Genomic DNA, 15,845 nt, shown 5'->3' on the forward strand with positions numbered 1-15,845 from the left:
CCGGCGGTGTAAGCTCGTCCAGCCGGTGCGGCGATCGCCGCCGCATCCTTCGAGGGATCATGCTCATGGGCGACGTGCCATCGTGCGGTGGGGTTGGCGATTCTGCTAAGTTGGCGGCCTTTCGAACGGACAAGACCGAGCCTGTGACGTCACGCATCAGCATCCTGCCTAAACGCCGCCTGCTGGCGACCGCCGTCGCCCTCATCGTGTCAGGCGCCGCCTGGGACGCGTCGGCCCAGACGGCCGCCGCGACCCAAGGGGACAGCCGCGCGAACACGCCGGCGCCCGCGGAAACCTGCGCCCTGGGTTCGTTCGTCTGCCCGCCGAGGCCCGTCAGCTACGTCCTCTGCCGCCCCAATGCGATGCTCGATTTCTACGAGCCGGGCATCACCAAGGACAGCACGCTGCGTGACACGGCGGTCACCGACATCCACTCGGGCCTCGACGGTGACATCGGTGGCATCAAGGTGGAGAGCCCCGAGCCGAACCTCTACCACATGACCGGCGGCGTGCGCCTGGAGCGCGCCGACCAGGTGATGCGTGCCGACGACGTCACCTACAACTCCGATTCCACGGCCTACGACGCTCGCGGCAATGTCCGCTACCAGGAAGCGGGCATGCTGGTTTCAGCCGACCGGATGACCGGCACGACCACGCCCAACCAGGGCGACGCGGACCATGTCCGCTACCAGCTCCTGCAATCGCGTGGCAATGGCGTGGCCGACCACGCGAAGGTGATGGATCCGCAGCACGGCCGCTTCACCCTCGCCACCTACTCCACCTGCGACGTGGGCAACCACCAGTGGGAGTTCCGCGCGAAGACGATGAACCTGAACAAGGAGACGGGCGTCGGCACGGCGCGCAGCGCGACCATGCGCTACAAGAACGTGCCGTTCATGTACCTGCCCTACTTCACGTTCCCGCTGGACGACCGGCGCAAGAGCGGCTTCCTCTACCCGACGTTCGGGTCGTCGAGCCATTCGGGCACCTTCCTCAACCTGCCCTACTACCTGAACCTCGCGCCGAACTACGACGCGACGATCACCCCGGGGTACTACTCCGATCGCGGCGCCATGCTGGGTGGGGAATTCCGCTACCTGCTGCCGCGGTCCAACGGCACGTTCGACTTCCAGTACATGCCGCACGACAAGGGCCCGGACGACGACATCAGCAATACCAGCGACCGTGATGGCTCGACCCAGCGCTGGCTGCTGCAGATCGCCAACTCGACGACGATCGCGAAGGGCTGGAACTTCTCGGCGAACATCAACCGGGCATCGGACAACCAGTATTTCCGCGATTTCAGCAACGATCTTTATTCGTCGGCGACGGGGCTGCTTTCTTCCAGCGCCTACGTCACTACGGGTGGCAAGTACTGGAGTGCCGCGATCGGCGCGGACGACTACCAGAACGTCGACGCGGGCCTGCCCAACTACGTCGAGCCGTACCGCCGCTGGCCGCGTGCCACGTTCAACCTGGACGCGCCGCTCAACAGCTGGCTCGATGCCGGCATCGACACCGAGGCGGTGGCATTCCGCAAGAGCGATCCGGCACCGATCTCGCCGGGCTTCCCCGGCCAGGTCGACGGCAACCGCCTGGACATCGCTCCTTTCCTCTCCGCCGACTTCTCCGGCGCCTCGTGGTTCGTCCGGCCACGCGTCGAGTACCGCTACACGGCCTACCGCCTCGATTCGGACTACCAGCACTTCAACTATGCCGAACAAAGCCCGTCGCGCTCCTTGCCCATCGGCAGCGTGGATGCCGGCCTGATCTTCGACAAGCAGACCAGCCTGTTCGGCAACACCTACACGCAGACGCTCGAGCCGCGCCTGTACTACCTGTACGTGCCATACCGTAACCAGACCAACCTGCCCACGTTCGACACCAACGAGATGTCGTTCGACTTCTGGCAGTTGTTCACCACCAACCGCTTCTCCGGCGCCGACCGCCAGATGGACGCGAACAACCTGACTGCGGCCTTGACCACCCGCCTGCTCGACGACAGCGGCGTGGAGCGGCTATCGGCCAGCATCGGCCAGATCAAGTACTTCAGCGACCAGAAAGTGCAGATGCCCGGTGTCCTGCCGACCGACTTCAGCCGGTCGGACTACATCGCCCAGCTCGGCATCCAGTTCAACGACAAGTGGCGCCTGAACAGTTCCTACCAGTGGAACCCGAACAAGAAGCCGAGCCCGTACCTGAACGAGGATGGCCAGGCCTTCCAGCAGGGCCGTGACACGGACCTGGCGACGATCCAGTTGCAGCGTCGGATCAAGGGCGACGGCATCCTCAACTTCTCGTACCGGTACCGTCGCAACGTGATGGAACAATTCGACACATCGGTGGTCTTTCCCGTGTCCGATCGTTGGCGCGCGCTGGCTCGGTGGGTGTACGCACGTCGCGACATCCTGCCCACCACCGTCACCGGCGTCGGCACGTTCAATACCTTCACGTTCTCGCACCGGACGCTCGAGGCGGCCGCGGGCGTCGAATACGACAGCTGCTGCGTAGCCATCCGCATACTCGGCCGCCACTACGTACACGACTACACCCGTTCCACGGCCAACGCGATCATGTTCGAGGTGGAATTCAAGGGCATTGGCTCGCTCAACCCGCAATCGGGCCAGTACCTGCGGCGTGCTATCCTTGGCTATCAATAACATGGGGCAGGCGCCCCGGGCTCCCTATTCGATGAAGCAGATCCTCGCGTACTCCCTGCTCGCCACTTCCCTGCTCGTGGCCGTGCCTTCCGCCCAGGCCCAGTTGCTGCCTTCGACCCAGCCGTCACAGGGCGCGAGCGTCGGCAATGGGTCGCTCGACCGCATCGTCGCGGTCGTGGAAGAAGACGTCATCCTGCAGAGCGAGCTCGACGAGGCGATCAACGCCATCGTGCGGCAGTACGCATCGAATCCGGCCCAGTTGCCGCCCAAGGACGTCCTCGCCCGTCAGGTGCTCGACCGCCTGGTCCTCATGAAGTTGCAGGTCCAGCGCGCCAACGACCAGGGCATCCGCGTGTCCGACCAGGACGTGGACCAGGCCGCCGCCAACGTGGCCCAGCAGAACAAGATGAGTCTCGACCAGCTGCGCGCGGCGGTCGAGCAGGACGGCTACAGCTATGCCGCCTTCCGCCAGCAGCTGTCCGACCAGATCGTCGCGCAGAAGCTGCACGAAAGCATCGTCCGCGACCAGGTCACGGTCACCGACGCCGAAGTGAACAACCTGCTCGCCAGCCCGACCTACAAGGCCGGCGAGGTCCACCTCGCGCACATCCAGATCAGCACCCCGGCCGGCGGCGGCGCCAGCGACATCGCCCAGGCCCAGGCGAAGGCCGAGGAAGCGATCAAGGCGATCCAGGGCGGTATGGATTTCAACGCCGCGGCCATTCGCTACTCCGATGCTCCCGACGCCCTCGATGGCGGCGATCTCGGTTGGCGGCGCCTCGACGAAGTCCCGCCGGCGTTCGCCGATGCCGTGTCGTCGCTGAAGGCTGGCGAGAACACGGCGGCCCTGCGCGGCCCGACCGGCTTCCATATCCTCAAGCTGGTGGAAACCCGCCAGCCGGGCCGGCAGATCGTCACCGAGTACCACGCACGCCAGATCCTCATCAAGCCTTCCGAGATCGTGACTCCGGAGCAGGCGGAGAAGAAGGCGCAGGACATCTACACCCGCGTCGTCGACAAGAAGGAAGACTTCGCCAAGGTCGCCAAGGACGAGTCCAAGGACAACACCACGGCGAACAATGGCGGCGACATGGGCTGGTTCGTGAAGGACGCCTGGGGTCAGGCCATCGCCGCCCAGGTCGATCAGCTGAAGGACGGCGAGGTGTCGCACCCGATCCAGACCGATGCGGGCTGGATCGTGCTGCAGCGTCTCGGCACCCGCCAGAGCGATCTCACCGACCAGCTCCAGCGTGACCAGGCCCGTCAGGCCATCGGTAACCGCAAGGCGGACGAGGCCTACGAGAACTACTTGCGCGAACTGCGCTCGACCTCGTTCGTCGATATCCGTGTGCCGGAACTGAAGGATCCCGACGAAAAGCAGGTCTCGAACACGCCGTAATGCTCCGATGACTACCACCACCCTGCCACGGCTCGCCGTTACCGCCGGTGAGCCCGCCGGGGTGGGACCCGAGCTGCTCGCTCGCCTCGCGGCCACCGAACTCCCTGCCGACCTCGTCGCGATCACGGATCGCGACCTGCTTCGCCGCGCGGCTATCCTCTGCGGGCTCGACCTCGACATCATCGACGACGATGGAACACGCATCGCCTCGCGTCCCGCTGGCCGTGTCCGGGTTCACCACGTGCCGCTTGGGGCCGATGTCCATTTCGGCCGTCCGGATCCACGCAATGCGCAGCATGTGCTCGACCTTCTGCGCGTGGCCGCGGACGGCTGCATGACCGGCGATTTCGACGCCGTGGTTACCGGCCCCGTACAGAAATCGAGCATCAATGAGGGTGGCGTCGCCTTCAGCGGCCACACGGAGTTCTTCGCCGAGCGCACGGGTGCCGAAGTCGTGATGATGCTCGCCAGTCCGGAACTGCGGGTAACCCTGGCCACGACGCACCTGCCACTGTCCGCGGTCCCCGCGGCCGTCACGCCGGCCTTGATAGAGCGCACGTTGCGCATCGTCGCCGGAGCATTGACTTCGCTTTTCGGCCTGGCCCATCCACGCATCGCGGTGCTCGGCCTGAACCCGCATGCGGGTGAAGGGGGTCACATGGGCCGCGAGGAGATCGACTCGATCATCCCCTTGCTGGAGCGCCTCCGTGGCGAAGGCATGGACCTGATCGGACCGCTCCCGGCCGACACCGCCTTCGTCCCCGCCATGCGTGAACGCTACGACGCGGTGCTGGCCATGTATCACGACCAGGCCTTGCCCGTGCTCAAGAGCGAGGCGTTCGATCGAACCGTGAACGTGACCCTGGGCCTGCCCTTCATACGCACGTCGGTCGACCACGGTACGGCGCTCGACCTTGCCGGTACGGGCCAGGCGGATCCAGCCAGCCTGTTCGCCGCCACGCGCCTCGCCATCGATCTCGCCCGCCACCGGGGCCACCCATGAACGCACGCCCCAAGAAAAGCTTCGGACAGCACTTCCTGCACGACAAGCGTTATATCGAACGCATCGTCGCCTCCATCGCGCCGAAGGATGGCGACACCGTCGTCGAGATCGGCCCCGGCGAAGGCGCGATGACCCTGCCCCTGCTCGCCGTGGCCCGAAAGATGACGGCCATCGAACTGGATACCGACCTGATTCCGGGCCTGCAGGCGCGAGCAGCGGCGATCGGCGAGTTGAAGATCGTCCATTCGGATGTGCTCAAGGTCGATTTCAGCCAACTCGCCCGGGAACTCGGCGCCGAGCGGCTGCGTATCGCGGGCAACCTGCCCTATTACATTTCCAGCCCCATCCTCTTCCACTGTGTAGAGCATTCGGCGGCGATCCAGGACATGCATTTCATGCTCCAGAAGGAGGTCGTGGATCGCATGGCCGCCGAGCCTGGCAGCAAGGTCTACGGCCGGTTGAGCGTGATGCTCCAGCTCGCCTGCAAGGTGACGCCGCTCTTCACGGTGCCCCCGGGAGCCTTCCGGCCGCCACCCAAGGTGGATTCCGCCGTGGTCCGCCTGGTACCCCTGGCCCCGGATCAGCTGCCCAAGGGCGATCCGGCGAAAATTCACACGGTCGTGAAGGCCGCCTTCGCGATGCGCAGGAAGACGCTCACGAACACGCTGAAGGGCCTGGTCGACGAGGCGACCATTCGTGAACTCGGGATCGATCCGCGTGCACGTGCGGAGACCTTGGCCCCCGGGGACTTCGTGAAACTCGCGAATGCCATGTGAAGCCTGCTGCGGACTCACTTGCCCACCCCCTCCCCGTCCCTGACAATCGCGGCATGAATTCCAAATCCCCTTACACGATCGACGTGGAGGTCGCGTCCCGCTTCGTTCCCGACCAATCGCAACCGACCGACAACCGCTACGTGTTCGCCTATACGATCACGCTGCGCAACGTCGGCGACACTGGCGCTCAGTTGCTCACGCGGCACTGGCTGATCACCGATGCGAACGGCAAGGTCGAAGAAGTACGCGGCGACGGCGTCGTCGGCGAGCAACCGTGGATGCGGCCAGGCGACACCTTCGAGTACACCTCGGGCGCCGTGCTCGAAACCGCGGTCGGTACCATGGAAGGCAGCTATCGCATGGTCGCCGACGATGGAACGCATTTCGATGCACCCATCCCGGCATTCGTGCTTTCGATCCCGCGCACGCTCCACTAGGATCGAACCCATGGATAGTGCGCACGCCGGGAACGGCATCACGGAGCACCAGTACTGATGGCCGTCTACGCGATCGGCGACGTCCAGGGTTGCTACCCCGAACTCCAGCGCCTGCTGGAGAAGCTTCGCTTCGACCCGGCCAACGACCGGCTGTGGTTCTGCGGCGACCTGGTGAATCGAGGCGGCGAGTCGTTGGCCACGTTGCGCCTGATCCACTCGCTGCGCGACCAGGCGGTCATCACGCTCGGCAACCACGACCTCTCGTTGCTGGCGATCGGCCAACGTCGCGAAGATGCGCAGGCGCGGGTGAACCCCGAGCTGCGTGAAGTGCTGTTCGCGGATGACGCGCCGGTGCTTCTCGAATGGCTGCGCATGCAAAAGCTGCTGCATAACGATGAAGAACTCGGCTGGACGATGGTCCATGCCGGCCTGGCACCGATCTGGACCTTGCGCCAGGCCCAGCGGGCCGCGCTGGAAGTGGAACGCGAACTCGGCGGCCCCCGTCATCAGCGTTTGCTCAAGAACCTCTTCGGCAATCGTCCTCCCGGCTGGAACAATCGGCTGCAGGGCGTCGAGCGCCACCGCGCCACGATCAACACGCTCACGCGCATGCGCTATTGCGACGTCAACGGCCGCATCGATTTCGAAGGCAAGGGCATTCCCGGCACACAGAAGCCCGGCATGTACCCATGGTTCGAAGTACCGGGGATGCGTCGCCGCGAGACGAAGATCGTCTGCGGGCACTGGTCCGCGCTGGGACGCTTCGCGGGCCTGGGCGTCTATGCGATCGACACGGGTTGCGTGTGGGGCGGCCAACTCACCGCCATGCGCATCGACGTGCCCGAGCCGGTCTACGTCACCGTCGATGCGGAACCGTATCGGCAGAAACCCAAGGGCGGCGGCGACTGACGCTTTTCGCCCGATGTGGAGGTCCGGATATCAAGGCTCGGCTTCGCCATCGCGGTTGTTTATGCGTCGGGGCAGGGGGAGCCGAGCCGCAGTACCCGAAGGTCCAGCGGAGAGCCAGAAAAAAGGCGCTCCTCGGATGAGGAGCGCCTTCATGGCTGCGATACAAGTTCGACGCAGTCCTGTTCTTTCGTATCAGCTCAACTGGCCGTGGCAGTGCTTGTACTTCTTGCCCGACCCACAGGGACAGGGGTCGTTGCGGCCGACCTTGGGGCCGTCGTTCAAGATGGGCGCCATCGCCGGCTCGGACTCCGCGTTGCCGCCGCCCTGGCCCATGGCCTGTGCGTCGGCATGCTGGAACTGCAGGCGCTGTGTCTCGGCAGCGCGTTGCTGTTCCGCTTCCATCGCGAGCACTTCTTCCTCACTGCGGATGCGGATGCGCGCGAGCATCTGCACGACTTCGAGCTTGATGCGATCGAGCATCTCGGCGAACAATTCGAACGACTCGCGCTTGAACTCCTGCTTCGGCTGCTTCTGCGCATAGCCGCGCAGGTAGATGCCCTGGCGCAGGTAATCCATGCTGGCGAGGTGTTCCTTCCATGCGTTGTCGACTACCGAGAGCATCACGTGCTTTTCGAGCGAGCGCATGGTTTCCGCACCGACCTGGGCCTCCTTCTCGGCGAACATGCCGTCCACCGCCTCGCGCACATGGTCGAGGATGCCGTCGGCGTCGATGTCTTTCTGCGCCTCGACCCACTGAACGAGGTCGAGGCGCAGATTCAGGTCGCTAGCCAGTTCGCGATCGAGGGCGGCGATGTCCCACTGGTCGTCGATGCTGTCCGCGGGTACGTACTTGCGTACCAAACCGACGACGACGTCCTGGCGGATGTCACCGATCATGTCGGAGATATCGTCGGTCTCCAGCAGTTCGTCGCGCTGCGCGTAGATGACCTTGCGCTGGTCGTTCGCAACGTCGTCGAACTCGAGGAGGTTCTTGCGGATGTCGAAGTTGTGCTGCTCGACCTTGCGCTGCACCTTCTCGATCTGGCGCGTGATCAGGCGATCTTCCAGCGCCTCGTCTTCCTTCATGCCGAACATCTGCATCCAGCGGCCGATGCGCTCGCCGCCGAAGATGCGCATCAGGTTGTCCTGCAGCGACAGGTAGAAACGCGAGGAACCCGGGTCGCCCTGGCGGCCCGAACGGCCACGCAGCTGGTTGTCGATACGGCGGGATTCGTGACGCTCGGTGCCGATGATGTGCAGGCCGCCCGCGGTGAGGACCTGTTCATGGCGCTTCTTCCAGTCGTCTCGAACCTTCTGGCGCTCCGCATCCGATGCCGTTTCAGGCAAGGTGGCGAGTGCCGCCTCGAGGCTGCCGCCGAGCACGATATCCGTACCGCGGCCGGCCATGTTCGTCGCGATGGTCACCGCGCCGGGAGCGCCCGCCTGGGCCACGATGTGCGCTTCGCGCTCGTGCTGCTTCGCGTTGAGCACCTCGTGCGGGATGCGCTCCTTCTTGAGCAGACCCGACACCAGTTCCGAGACATCGATGGAAGCGGTACCCACGAGCACCGGCTGGCCGCGTTCGTGGCACGCCTTGATGTCGGCGATGACCGCCTTGTACTTCGCTTCCTGTCCGAGGAACACGGAATCCGGGTTGTCCACGCGGATCATCGGCTTGTGCGTCGGGATCACGACGACTTCCAGGCCATAGACGGTCTGGAACTCGTACGCTTCCGTATCGGCCGTACCGGTCATGCCGGCCAGCTTCTTGTACATGCGGAACAGGTTCTGGAACGTGACCGTCGCCAGGGTCTGGTTCTCGCGCTGGATGGGCACGCCCTCCTTCGCTTCCACCGCCTGGTGCAGGCCGTCCGACCAGCGACGGCCCGCCAGCGTACGGCCGGTGAACTCGTCGACGATGATGACTTCGCCATCGCGGACGATGTAGTCGACGTCGCGCTGGTAGATGGCGTTGGCGCGCAGCGCCGCGTTCATATGATGGACGACGGCGAGATTCTTCGAGTCGTACAGCCCGCTATCGGGATCGATGACACCCGCCTCGCGCAGCAGTTGCTCGGCGTGTTCCATGCCCTCTTCGGACATGTGCACTTGCTTCTGCTTCTCGTCGACGAAATAGTCGCCCGGGCCGTCTTCCTTTTCCTGACGCGTCAGGCCCGGCACGATCTTGTTCACCGCGATATACAGCTGCGGGGAATCCTCCGCGGGACCGGAGATGATCAGGGGCGTGCGAGCCTCGTCGATCAGGATCGAATCCACTTCGTCGACGATGGCGTAGTGCAGGCCGCGCTGGTTGCGCTGTTCCTTGCTGAGCGCCATGTTGTCGCGCAGGTAGTCGAAACCGAACTCGTTGTTGGTGCCGTAGGTGATGTCGGCCTGGTAGGCACTACGCTTGTCGGCGTGGTCCATGCCCGGATACACGACGCCGACGCTGAGGCCGAGGAAGTTGTAGAGCTTGCCCATCTGCGCCGAGTCACGGCGGGCCAGATAGTCGTTCACGGTGACCACGTGTACGCCCTTGCCTTCCAGGGCGTTGAGGTACACAGGCAAGGTGCCGACGAGGGTCTTGCCTTCACCGGTGCGCATTTCCGCGATCCGGCCACCGTGCAGGACCATGCCGCCGATCAGCTGCACGTCGTAATGGCGCATGCCGAGGACGCGCTTGGCCCCCTCGCGGGTGACCGCGAAGGCTTCGGGCAGCAGTTTGTCGAGGGTCTCACCGGCGGCGAGGCGCTGGCGGAATTCCTCGGTCTTCCCACGGAGGGCGTCGTCGGAAAGCTTTTCGTACTCCGGCTCGAGGGCGTTGATGCGCTTGACCGTCTTGGAGAGGTCGCGCAGGACACGCTCGTTACGGCTGCCGAAAATACTCGTCAGGGCACGATTGAACATCGATCATCCGGATCTGAAGCGAAAAGGGCTGCCGCCCGGCCATGGCCGGGCGGCACGAAGGGACGATCATACTACGGGCGTCCCCGGCTTTCCTCGGGGTGGCGGCGGGCCGGGCCGGATTCAAGCCTTGTCAGCGATGGCTGCGGACGTAGGCCAGCGGGTTTACCACGCGGTCGTGGTACCAGACCTCGAAATGGACGTGCGACCCGGTGGAGCGCCCCGTGGACCCGGCTTTCGCGATGGCATCGCCGATCCGGACGCGCTGCCCGGGGTGCACCAGGATGAGGCTGTTATGAGCGTACCGGGTCATGTAGCCATTGCCGTGGTCGATTTCGACTACGTCGCCATAGCCGCTGCGCTGACCGGCGAACGTGACCATCCCTTCGGCGACCGCCGTCACGGGCGTACCTGTCGGCGCGGCGATGTCGATGCCCGTGTGGCGGGCGGCGTGACCACTGAAAGGGTCCGGCCGCCCTCCGAAATACGAGGAGATATAGCCATTCACCGGCATGCCGGTAGGCCGAAGACTCGATTCGATCGTACGGTCCATCAGCATGTCGCGCAGCGCTTCGAGCTGGGCTTGCTGGGTGTCGAACTGGCCGGAAAGCTGGTCGATGCTCTTGTCGAGCGACGCCGGCAAGGCGTACGCCGGCACATCGGCACCGGTGGTGAGTTCCGGGCCGCCCTGGCCCGGCTCCTCGTCGAAGTTGAATTCGCCGTCATCGAGCTTGCCGACCTGGGTGAGGCGTTCTCCGAGAGCATTGAGACGAACGGATTGAGCCTGGAGCTGGCCCAGTTTGACGGCCAGCGCGTCCAGATCGCGCTGGGCGTCCCGCTTGATCTCCGCGACCCGTGCGTCCTGGTCACCGACGCGCTGTGCCAGGCTGCCGATATCGCCGAGCGCGCGCTCCTTCGGACTCGCCACCGCGAGTGCCACCGCCGCGCCGACACAGGCGATACCTACGAAACCGGCGATGGCCATCAGTGCGAACTTGCAGCGCAGGCGCCGACAAGTCAGGTCGAGCGTTTTCGGCCCTTTCAGGCCACGAGACACGAGTATGATCTGCATACGTTCCATATCGAATAGTTAAAGCCGGCCCATGCCACCGCCATCCCAGCCGCCCCGCCGCTCCACGCGTGGACTGACGTCCATCACGGAGTTCGGGCCTGTCGCGTCGCTGGCCCAACGAGCCCGCGAACTCGACCAACTGGACCGCCAGCTGCGCGCGACGCTGCCCTCGCCATTGCGTGACCAGGTCCGCTTCGCGGACCTGCGCGATGGCAGGCTCGTCTTCCTTGCGCCCTCGTCGGCCTGGGCTTCGCGGGTACGCCTTTACCAGGCGCAAATCCTCGAAGCCGCTCGCGCCATCGGCGCGAAGGCCCACTCGGTTGCCGTGAAAGTGGCCCCCCTGCCGCCCGTGGAGGTGATCCCCGACCGGCACAAACCGCTTTCCACCTCGGCGGCCCGACATCTTCGGAGCGCCGCGGCGTCACTCTCCGACCCCACGTTGCGGGATCTGTTCCTTGAATTGGCCTCCAAGGCCGAAAACTCAGAATAATCCTATGCTTGCATTCACCTTCGCGGATCCGTAAGCAGCCACGGACCGGCGAGGGCGGCGAACTTTATAGCACGCATGAAGCGCCGGAATGCCTAAATTGCACGTAAATTTCACTGACGTGACGTGGATCACGCGTGGTCTCATGGTTTCCTGGAGGCGTGCGTTACGGGCGTTACGGGCCCTGGTGGGAGCCGACCTTGTCGGCGACCCCGCGCGGCAGCGGGGCAGGTCACGGCAAGCGCCCATGGCCGACAAAGCCGGCTCCGCACAGACGCGGTTCCAGAAACTTTGGGTGCCACAAGCCGGGTTTCACAACCTTGGCTCCCACAAACCCCGAGCCCCACCAACGAGAAACGGATAGCCCGAAGGGCGTCTTGTTCGCCCCGAGGGGCGACGCCTTACACCGCCTGGGCGGGATGGGCGTAGGAGATCGGCGCCTTGGCCGGATCCTTGAAGCTGACTTCTTCCCATGCCGTGACATCGGCCATCAGGCTGCGGAGCAGCTTGTTGTTGAGCTCGTGGCCCGACTTGTGCGCGGAGTACGCGCCAATCAGGCTGTGGCCCAGCATGTAGATGTCGCCGATGGCGTCGAGGATCTTGTGCTTGACGAACTCGTTGTCATAACGGAGGCCGTCTTCGTTGAGCACGCGGTAGTCGTCGAGCACCACGGCGTTGTCCATCGAGCCACCAAGCGTGAGATTGCGCTCACGGAGCATTTCGATGTCGCGCATGAAGCCGAACGTGCGGGCACGGCTGACTTCCTTGACGAACGACGTCGTCGAGAAGTCCATCTCGGCCTGCGAATTGCGCTTGTTGAACAGCGGGTGATCGAATTCGACGGAGAAGCCGACCTTGAAGCCGTCGAACGGCTCGAGCTTGGCCCACTTGTCACCGTCCTGCACGATCACCGGCTTCTTGATGCGGATGAAGCGCTTGGCCGCATCCTGTTCCTCGATGCCGGCGGACTGGATCAGGAACACGAACGGACCGGCGCTGCCGTCCATGATCGGCACTTCAGGCGCCGAGAGGTCGACGTAGGCGTTATCGATACCGAGACCGGCCATCGCCGAGAGCAGGTGCTCCACGGTCGACACGCGAACGTCGCCATTGATCAGGGTGGTGGAAAGACGCGTGTCACCGACGTTCTCCGGGCGCGAATGCAATTCGACCGGCGGATTGAGATCGGTACGGCGGAACACGATGCCCGTGTTCGGCGCCGCGGGACGAAGCGTCATGTACACCTTGTCGCCGGTATGGAGGCCGACGCCCGTGGCACGAATGATGTTCTTGAGCGTGCGCTGCTTGATCATGTTGGGTCGAACCTTGTTGGCAGCAGCCTAAAGTGGCGAACATGCTAACACAGTCTTAACCTCGGAATAAACAAACCGGACGGTACAGTCCAGCATTGCTTCACCGTTCCTTCAGCAAGATCCGAGACCCATTCTCATCTGGCTTGCGACTGAATTGGCGCTCATTCAACGACTTGCAAATGATTGATATCACTTGCAGGTTTTCCTGTCGAGGCACGGCGGTGCCCCGCCACCCGGAACGGGATGGCGGCGGGGCACCGGGCGGCCCGGCATCATGCCGGGTCGGCCTCACGTTTTCCTTAACGTGCCTTCAGCGGTGAGTGCCGGTCAGTCGGCCTGGCGGCGCAGGAACGCCGGGATATCCAGGTAATCGATGGCCGGTTCCGCGTTCTTCTGCGGCTGGGCGGGTTCCGACCGGACCGACGGCATCGCGTCGGCCTGGGCGTAGTCGACCACCTCGTTGCCGGTACCCGTGCGCAGCACGACCGGACGCGGACGTTGGCGCATTTCCACCTGCTGCTGGACCGGCTGGCGGATCGGCTGCTTGGCGGTGACGCCGCGGTTCAGGCCCGTGGCGACAACCGTCACGCGAACGTCGTCCTGCATTTCCGGATCGAGCGACGTACCGATCACGACGGTCGCGTCTTCCGAGGCGAAATCGTGGATCACCCGGCCGATCTCGTCGAACTCGCGCATGGTGAGGTTCGGTCCGGCGGTCACGTTGACCAGGATGCCGCAGGCACCGGCGAGGTTCACGTCCTCGAGCAGCGGGTTGTTGATCGCCGCCTCCGCGGCGGCCTGGGCGCGATCGTCGCCACGGGCGGTGCCCGAGCCCATCATCGCCATGCCCATCTCGCTCATGACGGTGCGGACGTCGGCGAAGTCGACGTTGATCAGGCCCGGGGCCGTGATCAGGTCGGCGATGCCCTGGACCGCGCCTTGGAGCACGTCGTTGGCTGCCTTGAAAGCATTGAGCAAGGTCACTTCCCGGCCCAGCACCGAGAGCAGTTTCTCGTTCGGCACGGTGATCAGCGAGTCGACGTGCTGGGAGAGGTCCTCGATACCCTTGAGGGCCACCTGCATGCGACGACGGCCTTCGAAGGGGAACGGCTTGGTCACGACCGCGACCGTCAGGATGCCCTTCTCTTTCGCCAGCTGCGCCACGACCGGCGCCGCGCCGGTACCCGTACCACCGCCCATGCCGGCGGTGATGAAGACCATGTCGGCACCTTCGAGCATTTCCTCGATGCGCTCACGATCTTCCAGCGCGGCCTGACGGCCGACTTCCGGATTCGCGCCGGCACCCAGGCCCTTGGTGACATTGCCACCAAGCTGGAGGTGCGTGCGCGAGGCGCAGCTCTTCATCGCCTGCGCGTCGGTGTTGGCGACGACGAACTCGACGCCTTCGATGTTGGAATTCACCATGTGGGCCACGGCGTTGCCGCCGCCACCGCCCACGCCGATGACCTTGATGACCGCATTCGGTGCCAGTTTTTCGATCAGTTCGAACATTTCCCGTCCTCCGCAGAACTTTTAGTTTTTTTGGTTTATGTCCCGCGTCCGACTCCTGTCGGCCGCGGGTTGCGGGCCTTCCTCGTGCCCCGGCACCCCCCTTCCATCGGGCACCGACGATCCGGTGAAACGAACTCAGAAGTTCTTGGTGAACCAGCTTCGGAACTTCTCGACCACACTGCCGACATTGCCGGCAGCCGAACTCGCGTGACGCGAACCACCGCTCGACCGCGAGCCATGCAGAAGCAGGCCCACGCCGGTCGAATGGAGTTCGCTGGAAACGACGTCGCCCAGGCCCGAGACATGCTGCGGGACCCCGATGCGGACCATCTTGTGGAAGATCTCTTCGGCCAGTTCCAGCGCACCTTCCATGCGCGAGGCGCCGCCGGTCAGCACGATGCCCGCCGCGACGAGGCTTTCGTAGCCCGAGCGGCGCAGTTCGTCCTGCACCATCTCGAAGATCTCCTCGTAGCGCGCCTGCACCGACTGCGCGAGCGCCTGCCGGGCGAGACGGCGCGGCGGACGATCGCCTACGCTGGGCACCTGGATGGTTTCTTCCGCGTGCGCGAGCTGGGCAAGCGCACAGGCGTACTTGATCTTGATCTCTTCCGCGTGGGCCGTCGGCGTGTGGACACCGTAGGCGATGTCGTTGGTGACCTGGTCGCCACCCACCGGCAACGACTTGGTGTAGCGGATCGCGCCCTGCGTGTAGATGGCGATATCGGTGGTGCCCGCGCCGATGTCGACGAGGCAGACGCCCAGTTCCAGTTCGTCCTCGGTAAGCACCGCCTTGGCGCTGGCGACAGCGGCCGGAACGAGTTCATCGACGGACAGGCCGCATCGCTGGATGCACTTGGAGATGTTCTGCACCGCGCTCGCCGCGCCGGTCACGAGGTGCACGCTGGCTTCCAGGCGCACGCCACTCATGCCGACCGGGTGGCGGATACCATCCTGGCCGTCGATGCGATATTCCTGCGATTCCTTGTAGAGGACCTTGCGGTCCGCCGGGATGGCTACCGCGCTGGCGGCTTCCAGCACCTGCTCGAGATCGGCCGACATCACCTCTCGGTCACGGATGGCCGCGGTGCCGTGCGAGTTGCGTGTTTCCAGGTGGCTACCCGAGATAGAGGCGTACACCGAGCGGATATCGCAACCCGCCATCAATTCGGCTTCCTCCACGGCGCGCTGGATGGAATGCACGGTGGACTCGATGTCGACCACCGATCCACGCTTCATGCCGCGCGAGACGTGCGTGCCGATGCCGATCACCTCGATCGGTTCGCCCGGCTCGTACTCGCCCACGATCGCGACCACCTTCGAGGTTCCGATGTCGAGGCCGACGACGAGCTGTTTGTCGTTCTTGTTTCTCATGG

Annotated in this window: 12 protein-coding genes; 7 read left to right on the forward strand and 5 right to left on the reverse strand. The window is 64.6% G+C overall.

Features of this window, described 5'->3' with window-relative positions:
* The first annotated feature begins 143 nt into the window (after window positions 1-143).
* Genes J2T07_RS14650 through J2T07_RS14675 form a run of 6 tightly spaced genes read left to right on the forward strand, consistent with a single transcriptional unit; the run spans window position 144 to window position 7,184 of the window.
* Window positions 144-2,660, forward strand: coding sequence for an LPS-assembly protein LptD (locus J2T07_RS14650; RefSeq protein WP_306850853.1), 2,517 nt, complete (start codon window positions 144-146; stop codon window positions 2,658-2,660).
* A 31-nt stretch (window positions 2,661-2,691) separates the two neighbouring features.
* On the forward strand, window positions 2,692-4,059 hold the full coding sequence (locus tag J2T07_RS14655) for a peptidylprolyl isomerase (protein ID WP_306850854.1): 1,368 nt from the start codon (window positions 2,692-2,694) through the stop codon (window positions 4,057-4,059).
* Window positions 4,060-4,066: 7 nt separating this feature from the next.
* Entirely contained in the window at window positions 4,067-5,062 is a 996-nt protein-coding gene (pdxA, locus tag J2T07_RS14660; RefSeq protein ID WP_306850855.1) for a 4-hydroxythreonine-4-phosphate dehydrogenase PdxA, read from the forward strand.
* Window positions 5,059-5,838, forward strand: a complete 780-nt coding sequence (rsmA, locus tag J2T07_RS14665; RefSeq protein WP_306850856.1) for a 16S rRNA (adenine(1518)-N(6)/adenine(1519)-N(6))-dimethyltransferase RsmA — start codon at window positions 5,059-5,061, stop codon at window positions 5,836-5,838. The genes pdxA and rsmA overlap by 4 nt, the downstream gene beginning before the upstream one ends.
* Window positions 5,839-5,891: 53 nt before the next feature.
* A complete protein-coding gene (apaG, locus tag J2T07_RS14670) occupies window positions 5,892-6,275 on the forward strand; it encodes a Co2+/Mg2+ efflux protein ApaG (protein ID WP_306850857.1) in 384 nt (127 codons plus the stop codon).
* 57 nt (window positions 6,276-6,332) lie between these two features.
* A complete protein-coding gene (locus tag J2T07_RS14675) occupies window positions 6,333-7,184 on the forward strand; it encodes a symmetrical bis(5'-nucleosyl)-tetraphosphatase (protein ID WP_306850858.1) in 852 nt (283 codons plus the stop codon).
* A 192-nt stretch (window positions 7,185-7,376) separates the two neighbouring features.
* On the opposite strand, the gene secA is transcribed toward J2T07_RS14675, so the two are convergent.
* Entirely contained in the window at window positions 7,377-10,091 is a 2,715-nt protein-coding gene (gene secA, locus J2T07_RS14680; protein ID WP_306850859.1) for a preprotein translocase subunit SecA, read from the reverse strand.
* Between the two features lie 130 nt (window positions 10,092-10,221).
* Complete coding sequence (locus J2T07_RS14685) at window positions 10,222-11,160, reverse strand: M23 family metallopeptidase (protein ID WP_306850860.1); 939 nt, start codon at window positions 11,158-11,160, stop codon at window positions 10,222-10,224.
* Window positions 11,161-11,191: 31 nt separating this feature from the next.
* On the opposite strand from J2T07_RS14685, the gene J2T07_RS14690 reads away from it, so the two are divergent.
* Window positions 11,192-11,650 carry a DUF721 domain-containing protein gene (locus tag J2T07_RS14690; RefSeq protein WP_306850861.1) on the forward strand — a complete coding sequence of 153 codons (459 nt, stop codon included), beginning with the start codon at window positions 11,192-11,194 and terminating at the stop codon, window positions 11,648-11,650.
* 398 nt (window positions 11,651-12,048) lie between these two features.
* On the opposite strand, the gene lpxC is transcribed toward J2T07_RS14690, so the two are convergent.
* The 3 genes from lpxC to ftsA all read right to left on the reverse strand — a co-directional run bounded on the left by lpxC (window position 12,049) and on the right by ftsA (window position 15,843).
* Window positions 12,049-12,960: a UDP-3-O-acyl-N-acetylglucosamine deacetylase gene (lpxC, locus tag J2T07_RS14695; RefSeq protein WP_306850862.1), complete on the reverse strand. Its 912-nt coding sequence runs from the start codon at window positions 12,958-12,960 to the stop codon at window positions 12,049-12,051.
* Between the two features lie 327 nt (window positions 12,961-13,287).
* The gene (gene ftsZ, locus J2T07_RS14700; protein ID WP_306850863.1) at window positions 13,288-14,472 is read right to left on the reverse strand and encodes a cell division protein FtsZ; all 1,185 of its coding nucleotides are present in this window, start codon (window positions 14,470-14,472) and stop codon (window positions 13,288-13,290) included.
* Window positions 14,473-14,607: 135 nt separating this feature from the next.
* Window positions 14,608-15,843, reverse strand: a complete 1,236-nt coding sequence (gene ftsA, locus J2T07_RS14705; protein WP_306850864.1) for a cell division protein FtsA — start codon at window positions 15,841-15,843, stop codon at window positions 14,608-14,610.
* Window positions 15,844-15,845: the final 2 nt, after the last annotated feature.

This window comes from Luteibacter jiangsuensis (genome assembly GCF_030812295.1).
GTDB lineage: Bacteria > Pseudomonadota > Gammaproteobacteria > Xanthomonadales > Rhodanobacteraceae > Luteibacter > Luteibacter jiangsuensis_A.

Coding starts and splice junctions, on each gene's coding strand:
- J2T07_RS14655 (WP_306850854.1), top strand. CDS start 2,692: ATGAAGCAGATCCTCGCGTACTCCCTGCTCGCCACTTCCCTGCTCGTG.
- pdxA (WP_306850855.1), top strand. CDS start 4,067: ATGACTACCACCACCCTGCCACGGCTCGCCGTTACCGCCGGTGAGCCC.
- rsmA (WP_306850856.1), top strand. CDS start 5,059: ATGAACGCACGCCCCAAGAAAAGCTTCGGACAGCACTTCCTGCACGAC.
- apaG (WP_306850857.1), top strand. CDS start 5,892: ATGAATTCCAAATCCCCTTACACGATCGACGTGGAGGTCGCGTCCCGC.
- J2T07_RS14675 (WP_306850858.1), top strand. CDS start 6,333: ATGGCCGTCTACGCGATCGGCGACGTCCAGGGTTGCTACCCCGAACTC.
- secA (WP_306850859.1), bottom strand. CDS start 10,091: ATGTTCAATCGTGCCCTGACGAGTATTTTCGGCAGCCGTAACGAGCGT.
- J2T07_RS14685 (WP_306850860.1), bottom strand. CDS start 11,160: ATGCAGATCATACTCGTGTCTCGTGGCCTGAAAGGGCCGAAAACGCTC.
- J2T07_RS14690 (WP_306850861.1), top strand. CDS start 11,192: ATGCCACCGCCATCCCAGCCGCCCCGCCGCTCCACGCGTGGACTGACG.
- lpxC (WP_306850862.1), bottom strand. CDS start 12,960: ATGATCAAGCAGCGCACGCTCAAGAACATCATTCGTGCCACGGGCGTC.
- ftsZ (WP_306850863.1), bottom strand. CDS start 14,472: ATGTTCGAACTGATCGAAAAACTGGCACCGAATGCGGTCATCAAGGTC.
- ftsA (WP_306850864.1), bottom strand. CDS start 15,843: ATGAGAAACAAGAACGACAAACAGCTCGTCGTCGGCCTCGACATCGGA.